This window comes from Paraburkholderia rhizosphaerae, from assembly GCF_004366595.1.
GTDB classification, from domain to species: domain Bacteria; phylum Pseudomonadota; class Gammaproteobacteria; order Burkholderiales; family Burkholderiaceae; genus Paraburkholderia; species Paraburkholderia rhizosphaerae.
This window is the reverse complement of sequence record NZ_SORE01000003.1, coordinates 305,431-322,112: the sequence shown is the minus strand read 5'-3', so window position 1 is coordinate 322,112 and position 16,682 is coordinate 305,431. Positions and strand designations below refer to the sequence as shown.

The following is a 16,682-nucleotide window of genomic DNA, read 5'->3' as shown; positions in this document are numbered from 1 at the left end:
CAATCGTTTGCGTCGCGTCCGCGCGTCCGGCGATTGCCGCGCAAACCACACGAAAAGAGACCAAAACAATGAGCGGGATGAGTCTGAATCGCAAGCTGTGGCTGTCGCTCGCGCTTGTCTGGCTGGGCTTGCTGGGCATCGGCATGTTGAGCGCGGTCGAAACGCGCTCGACGATGCTGGACGAGCGCAAGGCCGGCATGGTTAATCTCGTCGACTCGGCGCAGGGCGTCGTCAGCGGCTACTACGCGTTGACGCAGGCAGGCAAGATGAACGAAGCCGACGCGCAGCGCGAAGCGCTCGCGCGCCTCGCGACGATGCGCTATGGCGACGCCGGCTATCTGTTCGTGATCGACTCGAAGCCGGTCGTGCTGATGCACCCGACGTTGCCGCAAATGGTCGGCAAACCGGTGGGCGACTTCAAGGATCCGGACGGCAAGCTGCTGTACATCTCGGTGCTGGACAGCGCCAAGGCAACCGGCCGCGGCTTCACCGCGTATCGCGGCCGGCTGCCGGGCAGCGAAACCGCGTTGCCCAAGCTGAGCTATGTCGAGCGCTTTGCGCCGTGGGACTGGTACATCACGAGCGGCGTGTTCGTGCGCGACATCGATACCGAATACTATCGGACGATCGCCGAGCATCTGGTCGCGGTGGCCGTGATTGGCGCGTTGATCACGCTCGCGATGATTGTACTGATGCGCAGTATCCGCAATGGTCTCGGCGGTGAACCGCAGCAGGCCGCGCAACTCGCCGCGCGTATCGCGACCGGCGATCTGACGCAGATCGTCAGTGTGCGGGCAAACGACTCGTCGAGCATGATGGCGGCGATGAGCGCGATGCAGGATCGCCTGCAGCGCGCGATCGGCGAAATACGGCATTCGGCGGAAGCGATCGCGTCGGCCACGCAGCAAATTGCCGCGGGCAACAACGACCTGTCGCAGCGCACCGAACAGCAGGCTGCGTCGTTGCAGGAGACGTCGGCCAGCATGGAGCAGCTGACCGCGACCGTGAAGCAGAACGCCGATAACGCGCGGCAGGCGAGCGGTCTTGCGAATAACGCATCCGATATCGCGACAAAGGGCAACGAGGTGGTGAGCCGCGTGATCGGCACGATGGGTGAGATCAATGACAGCTCGCGTCAGATTGCCGACATCATCGGTGTGATCGAAGGCATTGCATTCCAGACCAATATCCTTGCGTTGAATGCGGCAGTCGAAGCGGCCCGGGCGGGCGAACAGGGACGCGGCTTCGCGGTGGTGGCGGGCGAAGTGCGCAGTCTCGCGCAGCGCAGCGCAACCGCCGCCAAAGAGATCAAGCAGTTGATCGGCGCATCGGTCGAGCGGGTCAACAACGGCTCGACGCTCGTTGAACAGGCGGGCGCGACGATGGGCGAAATCCTGCAGGCGGTGCGGCGTGTGACCGACATCATGGGCGAGATCGCGGCGGCGTCCGAAGAGCAGAGCAGCGGCATTTCGCAGGTCGGCCGCGCGGTCACGCAAATGGACGAAGTGACACAACAGAACGCGGCGCTCGTCGAACAGGCGAGCGCGGCCGCCGCGTCGTTGCAGAACCAGGCCGCGCGGTTGCGCGACGCGGTCAATGCGTTCCGCGTTGGCGATGCACAACTCGCGACCGCGCAGCGCGTCGCGCTGCCGGGTGTCGCGAAACCGGCTATCGAAAAGCCGGTCGTCAAGCAGACTCTGCCAAAGGTGTCTGCAGGATCGGTTGCGTCATCGGCGCAGTCATCGGCACCCACGCCGGCACCGTCACCGTCATTGGAGCCGGCAGCGCGTGTCGCGCACAAGTCGCCGGTGCCGGGACCGGCCGCACCCGCCGCGGCAAAAAAGACCGCAACGCCGGTGACGTCGACACCGGTTGCGAAGCCAGTCGATGACGGCGACTGGGCGACGTTCTAACGGTCATAGGCGGTCGCGTTCAGCACGCTGGTTGTGAGCGACTGAACCAACAGCCGACATGACCAGCAACCTTCAAAGATCCCGCATCCAGCGCTCCAGCACGAGCCGGCGGCCGAAGCGCTGCGCCGGCTCGGCGCTCATGCGGGTAAAGCCGGCGTGCTCGAACAGGCGCCGCGCGTCGAGTAACGCGCTTTCGGTCGTCACCGAGAGCTTTGCGTAGCCGGCGCGCTGCGCAAAGCTCACACACTCGTTCATCAACTGGGTACCGATGCCGAGCCGCTGAACATCGGGTTCGACATACAGCATCCTCACGATCGCGGTATCCGCCGCCAGCCGCGTGATCAGCGCGGAACCGGCGACCGTTCCCTGCTGTTCGGCGATCATGCAGGTCTCGATTCGCGGATCGTGGCTTTCGGAAAATTCCGCGATCATCCGCGCAAGCAAACTCTCGAACCGGTAATCCCAACCCTGTCCGCGCGCGAAGAGTTGCGCCTGCCGATGTACGAGCCAGCCATAGTCGCCGGCGCGCGGCGCGCGCAGCGTGACGTTGCGGTGCCGCGGCCCGTTATCCAGCAGACGCTCGATCAGCTTCATCGCGTCGATCAACTGATCCTGTGACCCGTCGCCGAGTCTTGCGAGCAATCCCAGCACTTCGCCGATCGCCGCTGCGTCGAGCGGTTGATATGCAGCGCGTCCCGCTTCAGTGATGGTCAGCAGCGACTGACGGGCATCGGTGACCGACGGTCTGCGATCGATCAGCTTGCGGCGCTCGAAGCCGGTCAGAAGCCGGCTCAGATAGCCGCTATCGAGGCCGAGACCGCGCGCAAGGCAAGCCGCTGTCTGGACGCGGCCGAGTGCAAGTTCACGAAGCACGCGGATTTCGGTCAGCGAAAACTCGCTGGTGTGCACATGCTCGTGGAGCTCGCCGATGTGCTTGGTGTAGAAGCGGTTGAAGTGGCGGACAGCTTGCGCGCGTCGTAGTGCGGCGGGATCGGGCACCGTAAGGACTCCAGTAGTTTTTACCTGGCGGCAACTATATTCGATCGGTGCAAGTTAAAAACCTGCACAGGTTGGCAGTGTCGTCAGCCTCGCGCGCGTGCATGCCGGGGCCACGGGCAAATGCCGTCGGTCGACGACCAACAGGGTCGACTGGTATCAGCCTGGTCTTTCATGCGGGTATGTCCTGGTCTACCCGGTTCGGTCCTAAAAAAGCAAGAATTGCGGAAAAATCGTTACAAAACAGATGGTTAAATAGAATGGACCAGCAAGATACCAGTCTGTTGACTGGTACTATTGTGGTTATATAATGGGCTCCGAATTCGTCACTCGCGAAACGACTTCGTACCTCGATCCGCCCACGCCCATGGAAACACGCTGGTCCGCCCTGATGCCCGACGCGCGCAACGTCACGCCGCTGTATCTGCAACTCGCGCGCAACCTTGCCACGGCAATTCACTGCGGCGTCTGGTCGGCAGGCGAGGCGTTGCCGTCCGAGCGCACGCTGTCGGATTCGATCGGCGTGTCGCGCATCACCGCGCGCAAGGCGATTTCGCTGCTCGTCGAGCAAGGCCTGATCCGGCGCGCGCCGGGCGCGCGCAGTTTCATCACGCCGCGCGTCGAAGACCCTCTTTCGCGCCTGACGGGCTTTACGAAGAAGATGGAGCAGCGCGGCTTCCGAACCGATTCGATCTGGCTCGAGCGCGACATACGCGCGGCGACGCGCGATGAGATCGTGCATCTCGGGCTGTCGCCCGGTGCGGCGGTGGCGAACCTGCGGCGCTTGCGCCGCGCGGACGGCATCGTGATGGCGGTCGAACACTCGGCGTTGCCTACCGCGATCGTGCCGGACCCGATCGCGATCAACGGCTCGCTATACAGCTATCTCGAGCAGCGCGGCGTCGCCGTGGTGCGCGCGTTGCAGCATTTTCGCGCGGTCAATGCGTCGAGCGAGATCGCCGAACTGATGGGCGTCGAGCCGCGCACCGCGTTGCTGCTGATCACGCGGGTCGGCTATAGCGCGGACCAGCGCGCGATCGAACTCACAGACACCTACTGCCGGGACGACTACTACGACTTTGTCGCGGAACTCCGCCTTTAACCCGGCCGCCGCTGCGGAACATCGCACCGCGACCTCAGTCACGCATTGCATCATGCTTTTCCAGAGAGACCCATGCTGACCGGAAACATACTCACCACCGATGGGTGGATCCACGGCACGCTCGAATTCGAAAACGGCCGCATCACGGCGCTGACGGGCCATGTGGCCGATCCGTCGACGAACGACGCGCCGTACATTCTGCCGGGCTTCATCGACCTGCACGTGCACGGCGGCGGCGGCGCCGACGTGATGGAAGCGGGCAATGCGATCGAGGCGATCACGCGTACGCACGCACGACACGGCACAACCAGCCTGCTCGCGACGACCATGACCGCGCCGCGCGACGAACTGATGAACGTTGTCGCCGGCCTTGGCGACGCCGCGCGCAACCGCACGCCCGGTGGCTCGCGTGTGCTGGGCGTGCACCTCGAAGGGCCGTACATCAACCCGGGCAAGCTCGGTGCGCAGCCGGACGCGGCAGTGTCCGCCGTGCTCGATGAAGTGCTGCAGTACCTCGCGCTCGGACCGATTCGCGTCGTCACGATCGCGCCGGAAATCGCCGGCCATATGGACATCATCTCGGAGATCGCGGCACGCGGCGTGCGCGTTCAACTCGGACATTCGCTCGGCACGTACGACGACGCGGTCGCCGCGATGAAACACGGCGCGCGCAGTTTCACGCACCTGTTCAATGCGATGTCGCCGCTGCATCACCGCAATCCCGGGATGGTCGGCGCGGCGCTCGCGCACGCCGAATACGCGGAAATCATTCCAGACCTGCTGCATGTGCATCCGGGCGCGATTCGCGCGGCGATGCGCGCGATTCCGCGCCTCTATGTGGTCACCGACAGCACGTCGGCGACCGGCATGCCCGACGGCGAATACCGCCTCGGCAGCCAGCACGTGACGAAGTGTCTCGGCGGCGTGCGTCTTGCAGACGGCACGCTCGCCGGCAGCACGCTGACGATGGATCAGGCGTTGCGCAACCTGTGTTCGCTCGGCCTGCCGATGGCCGATGTTTCAAACCGTCTGTCGCGCCATGCCGCCGACTACCTCGGCATCGAAGACCGCGGCCGCCTCGCGCGCGGCGCGTGGGCCGACGTGGTCGTGTTCGACCGGGAACTGGCATTGACCGCGACCTACGTCGAAGGAGAATCGATTGTCGAATATGCTTAAAGAGGCGCTGGCGTCCGCACAAGCGGTCGCCGCACAACTCGCCGACCCGTCGCCTGTCGAGTCGCTCGCCGTGCGTCTGTCGACGCGGCCGCGCGATGTCGCGCTGACTGTCGCGCGCGGCAGCTCCGACCATGCGGCGAGCTACTTCGCGAGCCTTGCGATGAGCCGGCTCGGTGTGCCGGTCGCATCACTGCCGATGTCGGTCGCGACGCTGCAGCAGGCGCCGCTGCGCGTGCGCGACCAGCTTGCGATCGCGTTTTCGCAATCGGGCAAGAGCCCGGATCTGGTCGGCACGATGGCCGCGCTGCGCAATGCGGGCGCGTTGACCGTGGCTGCGGTCAACGCGCCGCAGTCGCCGCTCGCGGATATCTGCGAATGGCAGTTGCCGCTGTCCGCGGGTCCGGAGCTCAGTGTCGCCGCGACCAAGAGCTATATCGCGATGCTGTCGGTTTCCGCTCAACTGGTCGCGCGCTGGCAGCGCGACGCAGCGTTGCTTGACGCGCTGCAATCGTTGCCCGACGCGTTGGAGAAGGCCGGTGTGCTCGACTGGTCGAAAGCGGTCGACGAATTGCGCGGCATCGAGCGGATGATCGTGGTCGGGCGCGGCCTTGGCCTTGCGATCGCGCAGGAAGCGGCGCTCAAGCTGAAGGAAACCTCCGGCATCCAGGCCGAAGCGTTTTCGAGTGCCGAAGTGCGGCATGGTCCGATGGAACTGATCGATCGTGACTATCCGCTGCTTGTGTTCGCGCTGCCCGGCCCGGAGCAGGCGGGCCTGCTGCAGCTCGCACGCGACATGCAGGCACGCGGTGCGCGCGTGCTGCTCGCGGCGCCCGACACGGTCGCGGAGCGCACGCTGCCGCTCGTGTCGACGGCCCATCCGGCGCTCGATCCGATTGCCGCGGTCCTTTCCTTCTATGTGATGGCGGCTGACCTTGCGGCCGCCCGCGGACGCAACCCTGATGCGCCTCGCCATCTGAACAAGGTCACCGAAACTCACTGATCGAGGAACCAGATGCGACGCGTCGAGGAGACAGTTTTGATGAGCCATACGGCCAGCCCTGCGAACCGTCAGCCGGCTAACGAGCTCGCAGGCCATATCGTTTTATTCGCACCATTGACCGGACCCGCGGTACTGCTCGCGGACGTGCCCGACCCGGTATTTTCGGGCGGCATGTTCGGTGACGGGATCGCCGTCGACCCGCTCGAAGGCAAACTGGTCGCGCCGTGCGACGGCGTGATCACGCATATCGCCCGCACCGGGCATGCGGTGACGATCGTCACCGCGGAAGGGGCGGAAGTGTTGCTGCATATCGGCATCGACACGGTCGCGCTGAACGGCAAAGGCTTTGCGCCGATGATCGAATCAGGCGCGCAGGTGCGCGCCGGCGACGTGCTGATCGAGTTCGATCAGGACATCATTGCGCGCGCGGCGCCGAGTCTCGTGTCGGTGATCGCGATTGCCAACTCCGAAGCGTTTGAGATCGTCGAGCGCACTAGCAATGCCGGCAAGCTGAAAGCGGGCGAAACGCAGTTGCTCGTGCTGCGGGCGCGAACTGCCGCGGCTGCGCAAGCCGCGCGCGAAGCAAGCGCGGTGACCGACGAAGCGCGCCGGCAAGTCACGCTGACGCACGCCGGCGGTCTGCATGCACGGCCCGCTGCGCGTGTGCGCGAAGCGGCGCGCGGCTTCGATGCACGCGTCGAAGTGCGCTACGCCGGGCGCAAGGCGCCGGTCGAAAGCGTGGTGGGTTTGCTCGGGCTTGGTGCGGGTGAGGGGACAACGGTCGAGATCGTCGGCCTTGGCGCTCAAGCGGCCGCGGCCGTTGAAGCGGTCGCGAACGAACTGACGCGCGAAGCGCACGGCGAGAACGAAGAAAAGCCGGCGCGGCAAAGCTCGCCGGCGCCGCAAGCGGCGGGCTCGGCCGGCATCGGCGCGGTGTCGAATGCGACAATGCTGGTGCCGAACACGGTGGCGGGCGTATGCGCGGCGCCGGGTGTCGCAGTCGGCAAGCTGGTGCGCTGGGACGATGCCGAGATTGTGCCGCCCCAACAGGCGGACGGCACGCCCGCATCGGAAAGCCGGCGTCTCGACAAAGCGATCGCCGCGGTCGACGCTGAATTGAACACGACAGTGCGCGACGCATCGCAACGCGGCGCGGTCGGCGCAGCGGGCATTTTCACCGTGCATCGCGTGTTGCTTGAAGACCCGACGCTGGTCGACGCCGCGCGCGATCTGATCAGCCTCGGCAAGAGTGCGGGCTTTGCGTGGCGCGAGGCGATCCGCTCGCAGATTGCGATCCTCTCGAATGTCGACGATGCGCTGCTCGCGGAACGCGCGGCGGACCTGCGCGACATCAGCAAACGTGTGCTGCGCGCGCTGGGCTATGCGAACACTGCCGCGCGCGCACTGCCCGACGAAGCGGTGCTGGCGGCCGACGAATTCACGCCGTCCGATCTGGCGTCGCTCGATCGCACCCGCGTGACCGCGCTCGTGATGGCGCGCGGCGGCGCGACCTCGCATGCGGCGATCATCGCGCGGCAGCTGGGCCTGCCGGCGCTGGTCGCGATGGGCGACGCGCTGCACCGGATCGCGGAAGAGTCGCAGGTGATCGTCGATGCGACCAACGGCCGGCTTGAATACGCGCCGAGCCCACGCGATGTCGAGCGCGCGCGCAATGAATGCCGGCGTCTTGCCGGCGTGCGCGAAACGAACCGGCGCGCGTCGCACCAGGTGGCGGCGACGCGCGATGGCCACGGCGTTGAAGTCGCGTCGAACATCGCGACCCTCGACGATGCGAAGACCGCTGTCGACAACGGCGCCGATGCGATTGGCCTGTTGCGCACCGAATTGCTGTTTATTCACCGGCAGTCGGCGCCGAGCGTCGATGAGCATCGGCAGAGCTACCAGGCGATCGTCGATGCGCTCGCGGGGCGTACCGCGATCATCCGCACGCTCGACGTCGGCGCGGACAAGGAAGTCGACTATCTGACGCTGCCCCCCGAGCCGAATCCGGCGCTCGGCTTGCGCGGCATCCGGCTCGCGCAGGTGCGTCCGGATCTGCTCGATGATCAGTTGCGCGGTTTGCTTGCGGTGCAGCCGGTCAACGCGGTGCGCATCCTGTTGCCGATGGTGACCGACGCGGGAGAGCTCGTGCGCGTGCGTCGCCGTATCGACGAACTCGCACGCGAAGCGCGACGCTCCGCGCCGGTTGAAGTCGGCGTGATGATCGAGGTGCCGTCGGCGGCGCTACTGGCCGACCAGCTCGCGCAGCACGCGGACTTCCTGTCGATCGGCACCAACGATCTCACGCAGTACACGCTCGCAATGGACCGTTGCCAGCCCGAACTCGCCGCGCAGGCCGACGGTCTGCATCCGGCGGTGCTGCGGCTGGTCGATGCGACCGTGCGCGGCGCGCGGAAGCACGGCAAGTGGGTCGGCGTGTGCGGCGCGCTCGCGGGCGATCCGCTCGCGGTGCCGCTGCTCGTCGGCCTCGGCGTGACCGAGCTTTCAGTCGATCCGGTGTCGGTGCCGGCGATCAAGGCGCGGGTGCGCAACCTCGATTACCAGCAGTGCCGTCAGCGCGCGCAGGATGCGCTCACGCTCGATTCGGCACAAGCGGTAAGAACGGCGAGCCGGCAACACTGGCCGCTCGATTAAGTGACAGCGCGAATGCGCGGCACCACGCGCCGCGCTGACGCGTGCCCGATGGACGTCGATCGACGTCGCGTTGAAAAGAAAGATGGAATGGAGCGGACAATGGATGCAAATCCTTTTCTGAAGGTGCAGCGCCTCGGTCGCGCGCTGATGCTGCCGATCGCGGTGTTGCCGGTTGCCGGCCTGCTACTGCGGCTGGGCCAGCCCGACGTGTTTAACATCAAGATGATCGCCGATGCGGGCGGCGCGATCTTCGACAATCTGCCGTTGCTGTTCGCAATCGGCGTTGCAGTCGGTTTTGCGAAAGACAATAACGGCGTCGCCGCGCTGGCCGGTGCGATCGGCTATCTCGTCGAAGTCGCGGTGATGAAGGACATCAACGACAAGCTCAATATGGGCGTGCTGTCGGGGATTATCGCGGGTATCGTCGCCGGGATGCTGTACAACCGGTACAAGGACATCAAGCTGCCCGACTACCTCGCGTTCTTTGGCGGCAAGCGTTTTGTGCCGATTGTCACGGGCGTGGTGTGTCTGGTGCTAGGCATAGTGTTCGGCTATGCGTGGGCGCCCGTGCAGTCGGTGATCGACACCGCGGGCCACTGGCTGACGACCGCCGGCGCTGTCGGCGCATTCGTGTTCGGGCTGCTGAACCGGTTGCTGCTCGTGACGGGTCTGCATCACATCCTGAATTCGCTCGCGTGGTTCGTGTTCGGCACGTTCACGCCGCCTGGCGGCGCCGCGGTGACCGGCGATCTGCATCGCTTCTTCGCTGGCGATCCGACTGCGGGCACGTTTATGACGGGCTTCTTCCCGGTCATGATGTTCGGCCTGCCGGCTGCGTGTCTGGCGATGTTCCATGAGGCGCCGAAGGAGCGCCGCGCGGTGGTCGGCGGCCTGCTGTTCTCAATGGCGCTCACTTCATTTCTGACCGGCGTCACCGAGCCGATCGAATTCAGCTTCATGTTCCTCGCGCCGGTGCTGTACGCGATTCACGCGGTGCTGACCGGCCTGTCGCTCGCGATCTGCTCGGCGCTTGGCATCCACCTCGGCTTTACGTTCTCGGCCGGGGCGATCGACTACGTGTTGAACTACGGGCTGTCGACGAAAGGCTGGATGGCGATTCCGATCGGGCTCGCGTACGCGGTTATTTACTATGGCCTGTTCCGCTTCTTTATCCGCAAGTTCAACATGGCGACCCCTGGCCGCGAGCCGGAAAGCGCCGATTCTGTCCAGGCGGCCTCCGCGGCGGTGACGGGCGGTTATGTCGCGCCGGCGACGGGCGCAGCGTTGCCGCGCGCGCAGCGGTATATCGCGGCGTTGGGCGGCGCGGACAATCTGACGGTCGTCGATGCGTGCACGACGCGCTTGCGTCTGTCGGTGCGGGATGCGGAAAAAGTGTCGGAGGCACAGTTGAAGTCGATCGGCGCACGCGGTGTGTTGAAGCGCGGTTCGACCAACGTGCAGGTGATCATCGGGCCGGAGGCGGACATCATCGCCGATGAAATCCGCGCGGCAATCGCGGCGGGTGTTGGTGCGGCGGATAGCCGTGTTGCTGCGGCAGGCAGCGCTGCGCATTCGGCGGCGGTGTCATCGGCGGCTGCGGCCGAGACGGTGGCGGTGGTTGCCGCAGCGTCGGCAGCGGCGAATGGCCCGCTTGACCCGGATCCGCTGCGCTGGCTTGCGGTGTTCGGCGGCGCGACCAATATCGCGTCGCTGCAGGCAGTCGCGGCGACGCGCCTGCGCGTCGTTGTGCGCGATCCGTCGGCGGTCGATCGTCAGCGGCTCGGCACCCTTGATGTCGCGTGGGTGTCGCCCGATACGTTCCACGTAGTCGTCGGGCGCGCTGCGCAGCGTTATGAGCAGCAGATGGCGGCGCGCTTGCCGGCGATCGGCGGCGCGGCGGCACAGCCGGCGTAAGAAGTCCTTCGGAACAGCTGCGCAACAGCGACAAAACAATACGCAGCCTGGAACGTACACGCGGCGCCCTGCACATCCGGGGCGCCGCGTTGCGTTTACCGCTTCGTCGTTGCCGCGGCGGTTGAACGCCGCGCTTCAAGCCACATCACGTTGATGATGCCAAACGCCAGTGCGACGCCAATCCCGAGAATCCAGCTGAAATACCACATTGACTGCTCCTGTTCCGGTTCATTTGACGCGCGACACGCACTGCAAAGCAACGCGGCACAGCGCGTCGCGCGTTCTGGTCAATACATCGAGTGACGGTTTTGCTCAAGCGCGGCCGCGGTCACCTTGCCGCGCATCACGCGATAGACCCAGCTCGTGTACGCGAGAATAAGCGGCAGAAAGATGACCACCGCGACCAGCATGATCTGCAGTGTCATACGGCTCGACGTCGAGTCCCAGACAGTCAGGCTGCTGCGTGCGTCGAGCGATGACGGCATGATGAACGGGAACATCGAGAACCCAGCGGTCAGAATTACGCCGATCACCATCAATGACGTCGCGAGAAACGCGGTTCGCTCAAAGCGCGAGTTCGCTAGCAGCGCGGCGAGCAGTCCGCCGAGCACACCGGCAATCGGCGCGGCCATCATCCACGGATACGACGCATAGTTCGTGAGCCACAAACCCGGCGCGCCATTCACGCTTTTCAGCAGCGGATTCGCGACGGTATCGAGCGGCGGCGCATCGACGATCTCATAGCCACCGATCGCGGTCGCGATCAGCGCGCCCGCGAGCAGAAACAGCACCACGGCGACGAGCGATGTGATGCGTAGCGCGCGCGCCGCGCGTTCAGCGATCACGCCGTCCGATTTCGTTCTAACGAACGCCGCGCCGTGCGCCGCGAGCATCGATACGCTGACGAGTCCGCACAGCAGCGCAAACGGATTCAGCAACGCGAAGAAGCTACCGTGATAACTCGCGCGCAGGTCCTGGTCGAACGCGAATGGCACGCCCTGCAGCAGATTGCCGAACGCGACGCCGAACACGAGTGCCGGCACGAAGCTGCCGGTGAACAACGCCCAGTCCCATGCGGTGCGCCAGCGAGGATGCTCGCGTTTGCCCCGGTAGTCGAATCCGACCGGCCTGAAGAACAACGCGAACAGCACCAGCAGCATCGCGAAGTAGAAACCTGAGAACGACGCCGCATAGACGAGCGGCCACGCGGCGAACATTGCGCCGCCCGCGGTGACCAGCCACACCTGGTTGCCTTCCCAGGTCGCGCCGACTGTATTGACGACGATGCGCCGTTCGTCGTCGGTCTTGCCGATGAACGGCAATAGCATGCCGGCGCCCATATCGAAGCCGTCGGTGAGTGCGAAGCCGATTAGCAGCACGCCGATCAGTACCCACCAGATCAGTTTGAGGGTTGCATAGTCCATGTTGATGTATTCCGTTTCTGTGCGGACACAGGTGGATCAGGCGTCCGTTTTGATCATGACCGGTTGTCCGGTGAGCGTTTCGTGGTGGTATCGACCGGTGTGCAGCGACGACGGCCCGAGCCGCGCATACTTGAACATCAGCATGATCTCGATGATGAAAAGCGCGGTATAGAACACGACAAAGCCGGCAAGACTCACATAGAGGTCGCTCGGCGCGAGGCTCGATGCGGACAGCGCGGTCGGCAGAATACCGGCGATCGTCCACGGCTGGCGCCCGACTTCGGCGACGATCCAGCCGAATTCGGCGGCCAGCCACGGCAGCGGAATTGCCCACACGGCCCAGCGCAGGAACCAGCGACGGCTATCGAGCAGCAACGAACGCTGTGCGCAGAACCAGAACGCGAGCGCGAAGGTCGCGAGGAACAGGATGCCGAGACCGACCATCAGGCGGAATGAAAAGAACACCGGCGCAACCGGCGGAATCGACTTCTTCGCGGCCTGGCGGATTTGCTCCGGTGTCGCATCGGTGACGGTCGCCGTGAACTGCTTGAGCAGTAGCCCGTAGCCAAGGTCGGCCTTATGCGCGTCGAACGTCGCGCGGACCTCGTCGCTGGTGTCGCCTTGCTTGAGCTTCTGCAATGCTTCGTACGCGATCATCCCGTTCCTGATGCGCGCTTCATGCCGTGAAATCAGCTCCTTCAGGCCGACCACGGGCACATCGACCGAGCGCGTCGCGATCAGACCAAGCACGTATGGAATGCGGATCGCGTAGTCAGTGCGCTCTTCCGTTTGATTGGGAATGCCGATGATCGTAAACGATGCGGGCGCCGGCGACGTCTCCCACTCGGATTCGATCGCCGCAAGCTTGACCTGCTGGACTTCGCCGGTGCGATAGCCGGACTCGTCGCCGAGCACGATTACGCAAAGCGTCGACGCGAGTCCGAAACCCGCGGCGATCGCGAATGAGCGCAGCGCGAATTCGGTGTCGCGACGCTTGAGCAGATACCACGACGACACGCCGAGCACGAACATCGACGCGGTCACGTAGCCAGCGGACACCGTATGCACGAACTTCACCTGCGCGACCGGGTTGAACACGACGTCGAACAGGTTTGCGAGCTCCATGCGCATCGTTTCGTAGTTGAATTCCGCGCCGACCGGATTATTCATCCAGCCGTTCGCGACGAGAATCCACAGCGCCGACAGATTCGAGCCGAGCGCGACCAGAAACGTGACGATCAGATGCTGAACGCGCGAAAGACGGTTCCATCCGAAGAAGAACAGTCCGACAAACGTCGATTCGAGAAAGAACGCCATCAGACCTTCGACGGCGAGCGGCACACCAAAGATGTCGCCGACGTAGTGCGAGTAATACGACCAGTTGGTGCCGAACTGGAACTCCAGCGTGAGGCCGGTTGTGACGCCCATCGCGAAGTTGATGCCGAACAGCTTGCCCCAGAACTGGGTCATGTCCTTGTAGATCGGTTTGCCCGTCATCACGTAGACGGATTCCATGATCACGAGAAGCCACGACAGACCAAGCGTCAGCGGTACGAACAGGAAGTGGTAGAGGGCAGTAACGGCGAACTGAAGACGCGAAAGCTCGACGACTTCGTTAACGGGCATGGTGATCACCTTCGGACGAATTCGATGCGGGCACCGATAACAGTGCCTGTGCGACTTGCGCAGGCGGCAGCGACATCTGCTGCGCCTGCGGATGGTTGAAGCAAGCGAGCTTGAGGGCGAACAGCAGAGCGAACTTGATCGCGAGCACGATGATGATGTCGCGCGCGAAGGTCGGGCCGCGCGCCCAGCTTGCGATACGCGCGCATGCTGTGGCGCGCAGTGGGTTTCTGAGATTGAGCGTGATGGGCATGATCGGTTGATGACGACGTCACCCTTGCCGGCGGCGCGTGGCGGGCGCCGGGAAGGGCATACCGATTCTAGGGGCGGGGTTATTGCGACGCGTGTTGCGCGATGCGGCATTCGGTCGCGAAGTCGTCCTGACGATCGCGGTTTTGTGATCCGCGTTGCGCTACGTCAAGGGAACGACATTAGGGAACGACGTTGGGGGGAACGATATGGGTGCCGCGAGCGAGTGCGGCAGATCGTGAGATAAAAAAACCCTGCCGTCTTTCGATGGCAGGGCTTCGTTACTTCAGTGTCCGGGACAAAGCCCGGTTCGCGCGTTACGCGTACTCAGCGAGCGCGGTGCGCATCTTCTTCATTGCACTGGCCTCGATCTGCCGGATACGTTCCGCCGACACGCCGAACTCGTCAGCCAGCTCGTGCAGCGTCGAACCGCCCGAACCGTCGTCTTCGACTTGCAGCCAGCGCGCCTCGATGATCCGGCGGCTGCGCGCGTCGAGCGACTCGAGCGCGGTGGCGATGCCATCGCTGTGCAGCTTGTCCCGCTGGCGCTGGGCGATCACCGCGGTCGGTTCGCTGTGCGAATCCGCGAGGTACGCGATCGGCGCAAATGACTCTTCGCCATCCTCGACCTGGCCTTCTAGCGCGATATCGCCGCCGGACAGCCGGGTTTCCATTTCGGCGACTTCCTCGCGCTTCACATTAAGTTCTTTCGCGAGGCCGTCGATCTCGTCCGGCGTGAACGACTGCAACCCCTGCTTGTGGCTACGCAGATTGAAGAACAGCTTGCGCTGCGCCTTCGTGGTCGCAACCTTCACCATGCGCCAGTTGCGCAGGATGTATTCGTGGATCTCCGCCTTGATCCAGTGCATCGCGTACGACACGAGACGCACGTTCTGCGTCGGGTCGAAGCGCTTCACCGCCTTCATCAGGCCGATGTTGCCCTCCTGAATCAGGTCCGCATGCGGCAGGCCATATCCGAGGTAGTTACGCGCGATCGACACGACCAGCCGCAGGTGCGACAGCACCAGCCGCCGCGCGGATTCCAGGTTGTTCTGCTCGCGGAATTCCGTCGCGAACTGCCGCTCTTCTGCCGGCGTCAGCATCGGAATCCGGTTCACGGCCTGGATGTAGGCGTCGATGTTGCCCAACTGCCCGGGCAGAAGTGAAGCGTGCGCGAGCGTCAGTGCACCTGCCGAGCCGGCCTTAGCCGACGACGGGCTGAGAGTATTCGGAAGGGTCATTGCGTTACTCACGTAGCGTACTCCTTTAGGTCAGACAAAACGCTGTTTTAAGCAGCGCCACCAAGATGTTAGCACTCTGCTATACCGAGTGCTAACACTTAGAGACTCTAAAATCATCCAAGTTCCCGTTTTTCCTATTGAAACCTAATTCTCAATAGTATTGTACTCTCGCCTGCGCGTTTTGGCCTAGCAGGTTAGGATTCATCCGCACTGCCATTGTGGCCATCTAAGGCGCATCATGGATTCCTGAAACGGAGGAAACCATTGCCGCAATGGCAGGAATTTGGGGGAATGATGTTTGCGGCTATCTCAAAAACAACCGCTTTGCTCTCAACTCACCTGAAGGTTCAATCGGCAACTCAGGGCGCAAGATGAACGACAACAAAGAGTTTTGGCGTGATCTGGCACTAAAAAGCATGTGTGCGGCGGGTTTTCTCTGTTTTTCCGGGGCCGCTGCAGCCGATCAGTTCGGCGTTCAGCTAGCGGCCGGTACGGCGGACCACCACGTTCGCAAGCTCGATCTCGGTTTCGTGTGGGACCCGAACCTCACATGGTGGCAGATAGGAGACTGGCATTTTTCGCTGGTCGGCGAGGCACATGCCGCGTGGTGGCATACCGACGAAGGCAACGTGCACGACAACATCGGTGAATTCGGTGTGACGCCGGTTGTGCGGTTTATCAGGGGCACGGGCTGGTTCCGCCCGTATGTGGAATTGGGCGTCGGCGTGCGTCTGATTACCCACCCGCGAGAGTCGACCGACTTCACGATGAGTACGGCGTTCCAGTTCGCGGACATGGCCGGCGCCGGTGTCGCATTTGGCGAACATCAGCACTACCAGGTCGGCTATCGCTTTCAGCATCTGTCCAACGCCAGTATCAAAGAGCCGAATCCTGGTATAAATTTCCACCAAATATACGTGCAGTACAACTTCTGACAACCGCGGCCGCCCTCGGCTCCGTCGGTGAAGGGGGCGAATGCGATGGCCGCTAAAGTAATCGAGGCAATTCGCGGGCTCGAGCGCGAGCGGTTTCGCGCGATGGTCGATGGCAATGGACCGCAGCTCGACGCGTTGCTTTCCGATAGCGTGATCTACGTCCACACGAACGGCAAACGCGAGACCAAGCGGCAGTTCATCGACGCGATCACCGCTGGCCGCCGCCGCTATCGCCAGATCGAAATTCAATCGCAGGACGTACTGCCTGTGGGCCGCGAAACATGCGTGGTCACCGGGCGCGCATTGATCGAGATGGAGGCGAACAACGGCGCGCTACTCTTTCCAATTGCTTACACCGCGATCCAGGCGCAGGAAGAAGGGCAGTGGCGGCTGATTGCGTGGCAAGCAACGCGTTGCGCGCTGGAATGACGGAGAAACGCGTTCTGCTGCTTTT

General features: G+C 63.8%; 14 protein-coding genes. 8 read left to right on the top strand and 6 right to left on the bottom strand.

Going from position 1 to position 16,682, the window contains the following annotated elements; genetic code table 11:
* The first annotated feature begins 68 nt into the window (after positions 1–68).
* Complete coding sequence (locus tag BX592_RS05475) at positions 69–1,913, top strand: methyl-accepting chemotaxis protein (RefSeq protein WP_134190643.1); 1,845 nt, start codon at positions 69–71, stop codon at positions 1,911–1,913.
* 72 nt (positions 1,914–1,985) lie between these two features.
* On the opposite strand, the gene BX592_RS05470 is transcribed toward BX592_RS05475, so the two are convergent.
* Positions 1,986–2,912 (bottom strand): bifunctional helix-turn-helix transcriptional regulator/GNAT family N-acetyltransferase, encoded by a 927-nt coding sequence (locus BX592_RS05470; protein WP_134190642.1) that lies wholly within the window; start codon positions 2,910–2,912, stop codon positions 1,986–1,988.
* Positions 2,913–3,276: 364 nt separating this feature from the next.
* On the opposite strand from BX592_RS05470, the gene BX592_RS05465 reads away from it, so the two are divergent.
* The 5 genes from BX592_RS05465 to nagE all read left to right on the top strand — a co-directional run bounded on the left by BX592_RS05465 (position 3,277) and on the right by nagE (position 10,756).
* The gene (locus tag BX592_RS05465; protein WP_134190641.1) at positions 3,277–4,011 is read left to right on the top strand and encodes a GntR family transcriptional regulator; all 735 of its coding nucleotides are present in this window, start codon (positions 3,277–3,279) and stop codon (positions 4,009–4,011) included.
* A 72-nt stretch (positions 4,012–4,083) separates the two neighbouring features.
* Positions 4,084–5,187, top strand: a complete 1,104-nt coding sequence (nagA, locus tag BX592_RS05460) for an N-acetylglucosamine-6-phosphate deacetylase (RefSeq protein WP_134190640.1) — start codon at positions 4,084–4,086, stop codon at positions 5,185–5,187.
* Complete coding sequence (locus BX592_RS05455) at positions 5,171–6,187, top strand: SIS domain-containing protein (RefSeq protein ID WP_243849323.1); 1,017 nt, start codon at positions 5,171–5,173, stop codon at positions 6,185–6,187. Before nagA ends, BX592_RS05455 begins: the two co-directional genes overlap by 17 nt.
* A 39-nt stretch (positions 6,188–6,226) precedes the next feature.
* Positions 6,227–8,842 carry a phosphoenolpyruvate--protein phosphotransferase gene (ptsP, locus tag BX592_RS05450; protein ID WP_243849321.1) on the top strand — a complete coding sequence of 872 codons (2,616 nt, stop codon included), beginning with the start codon at positions 6,227–6,229 and terminating at the stop codon, positions 8,840–8,842.
* Positions 8,843–8,941: 99 nt separating this feature from the next.
* Positions 8,942–10,756, top strand: a complete 1,815-nt coding sequence (gene nagE, locus BX592_RS05445; protein WP_134190638.1) for an N-acetylglucosamine-specific PTS transporter subunit IIBC — start codon at positions 8,942–8,944, stop codon at positions 10,754–10,756.
* A gap of 95 nt (positions 10,757–10,851) precedes the next feature.
* Here nagE and cydX read toward each other — a convergent pair whose 3' ends face one another.
* From cydX to rpoH, 5 genes are all read right to left on the bottom strand, one after another.
* The gene (gene cydX / locus BX592_RS05440; protein WP_134190637.1) at positions 10,852–10,965 is read right to left on the bottom strand and encodes a cytochrome bd-I oxidase subunit CydX; all 114 of its coding nucleotides are present in this window, start codon (positions 10,963–10,965) and stop codon (positions 10,852–10,854) included.
* Between the two features lie 78 nt (positions 10,966–11,043).
* On the bottom strand, positions 11,044–12,180 hold the full coding sequence (gene cydB / locus BX592_RS05435) for a cytochrome d ubiquinol oxidase subunit II (RefSeq protein WP_134190636.1): 1,137 nt from the start codon (positions 12,178–12,180) through the stop codon (positions 11,044–11,046).
* Between the two features lie 36 nt (positions 12,181–12,216).
* On the bottom strand, positions 12,217–13,806 hold the full coding sequence (locus BX592_RS05430; protein WP_134190635.1) for a cytochrome ubiquinol oxidase subunit I: 1,590 nt from the start codon (positions 13,804–13,806) through the stop codon (positions 12,217–12,219).
* Positions 13,796–14,056: a cytochrome oxidase putative small subunit CydP gene (gene cydP / locus BX592_RS05425; RefSeq protein ID WP_134190634.1), complete on the bottom strand. Its 261-nt coding sequence runs from the start codon at positions 14,054–14,056 to the stop codon at positions 13,796–13,798. Before cydP ends, BX592_RS05430 begins: the two co-directional genes overlap by 11 nt.
* Before the next feature lie 313 nt (positions 14,057–14,369).
* Positions 14,370–15,305: an RNA polymerase sigma factor RpoH gene (gene rpoH, locus BX592_RS05420; RefSeq protein ID WP_134190633.1), complete on the bottom strand. Its 936-nt coding sequence runs from the start codon at positions 15,303–15,305 to the stop codon at positions 14,370–14,372.
* A gap of 359 nt (positions 15,306–15,664) precedes the next feature.
* Here rpoH and BX592_RS05415 point away from each other — a divergent pair, with 359 nt between their 5' ends.
* Together BX592_RS05415 and BX592_RS05410 are read left to right on the top strand one after the other, a co-directional pair.
* A complete protein-coding gene (locus BX592_RS05415) occupies positions 15,665–16,228 on the top strand; it encodes an acyloxyacyl hydrolase (RefSeq protein ID WP_134190755.1) in 564 nt (187 codons plus the stop codon).
* 45 nt (positions 16,229–16,273) lie between these two features.
* Positions 16,274–16,657: a nuclear transport factor 2 family protein gene (locus tag BX592_RS05410; protein WP_134190632.1), complete on the top strand. Its 384-nt coding sequence runs from the start codon at positions 16,274–16,276 to the stop codon at positions 16,655–16,657.
* The last annotated feature ends 25 nt before the right edge of the window (positions 16,658–16,682 follow it).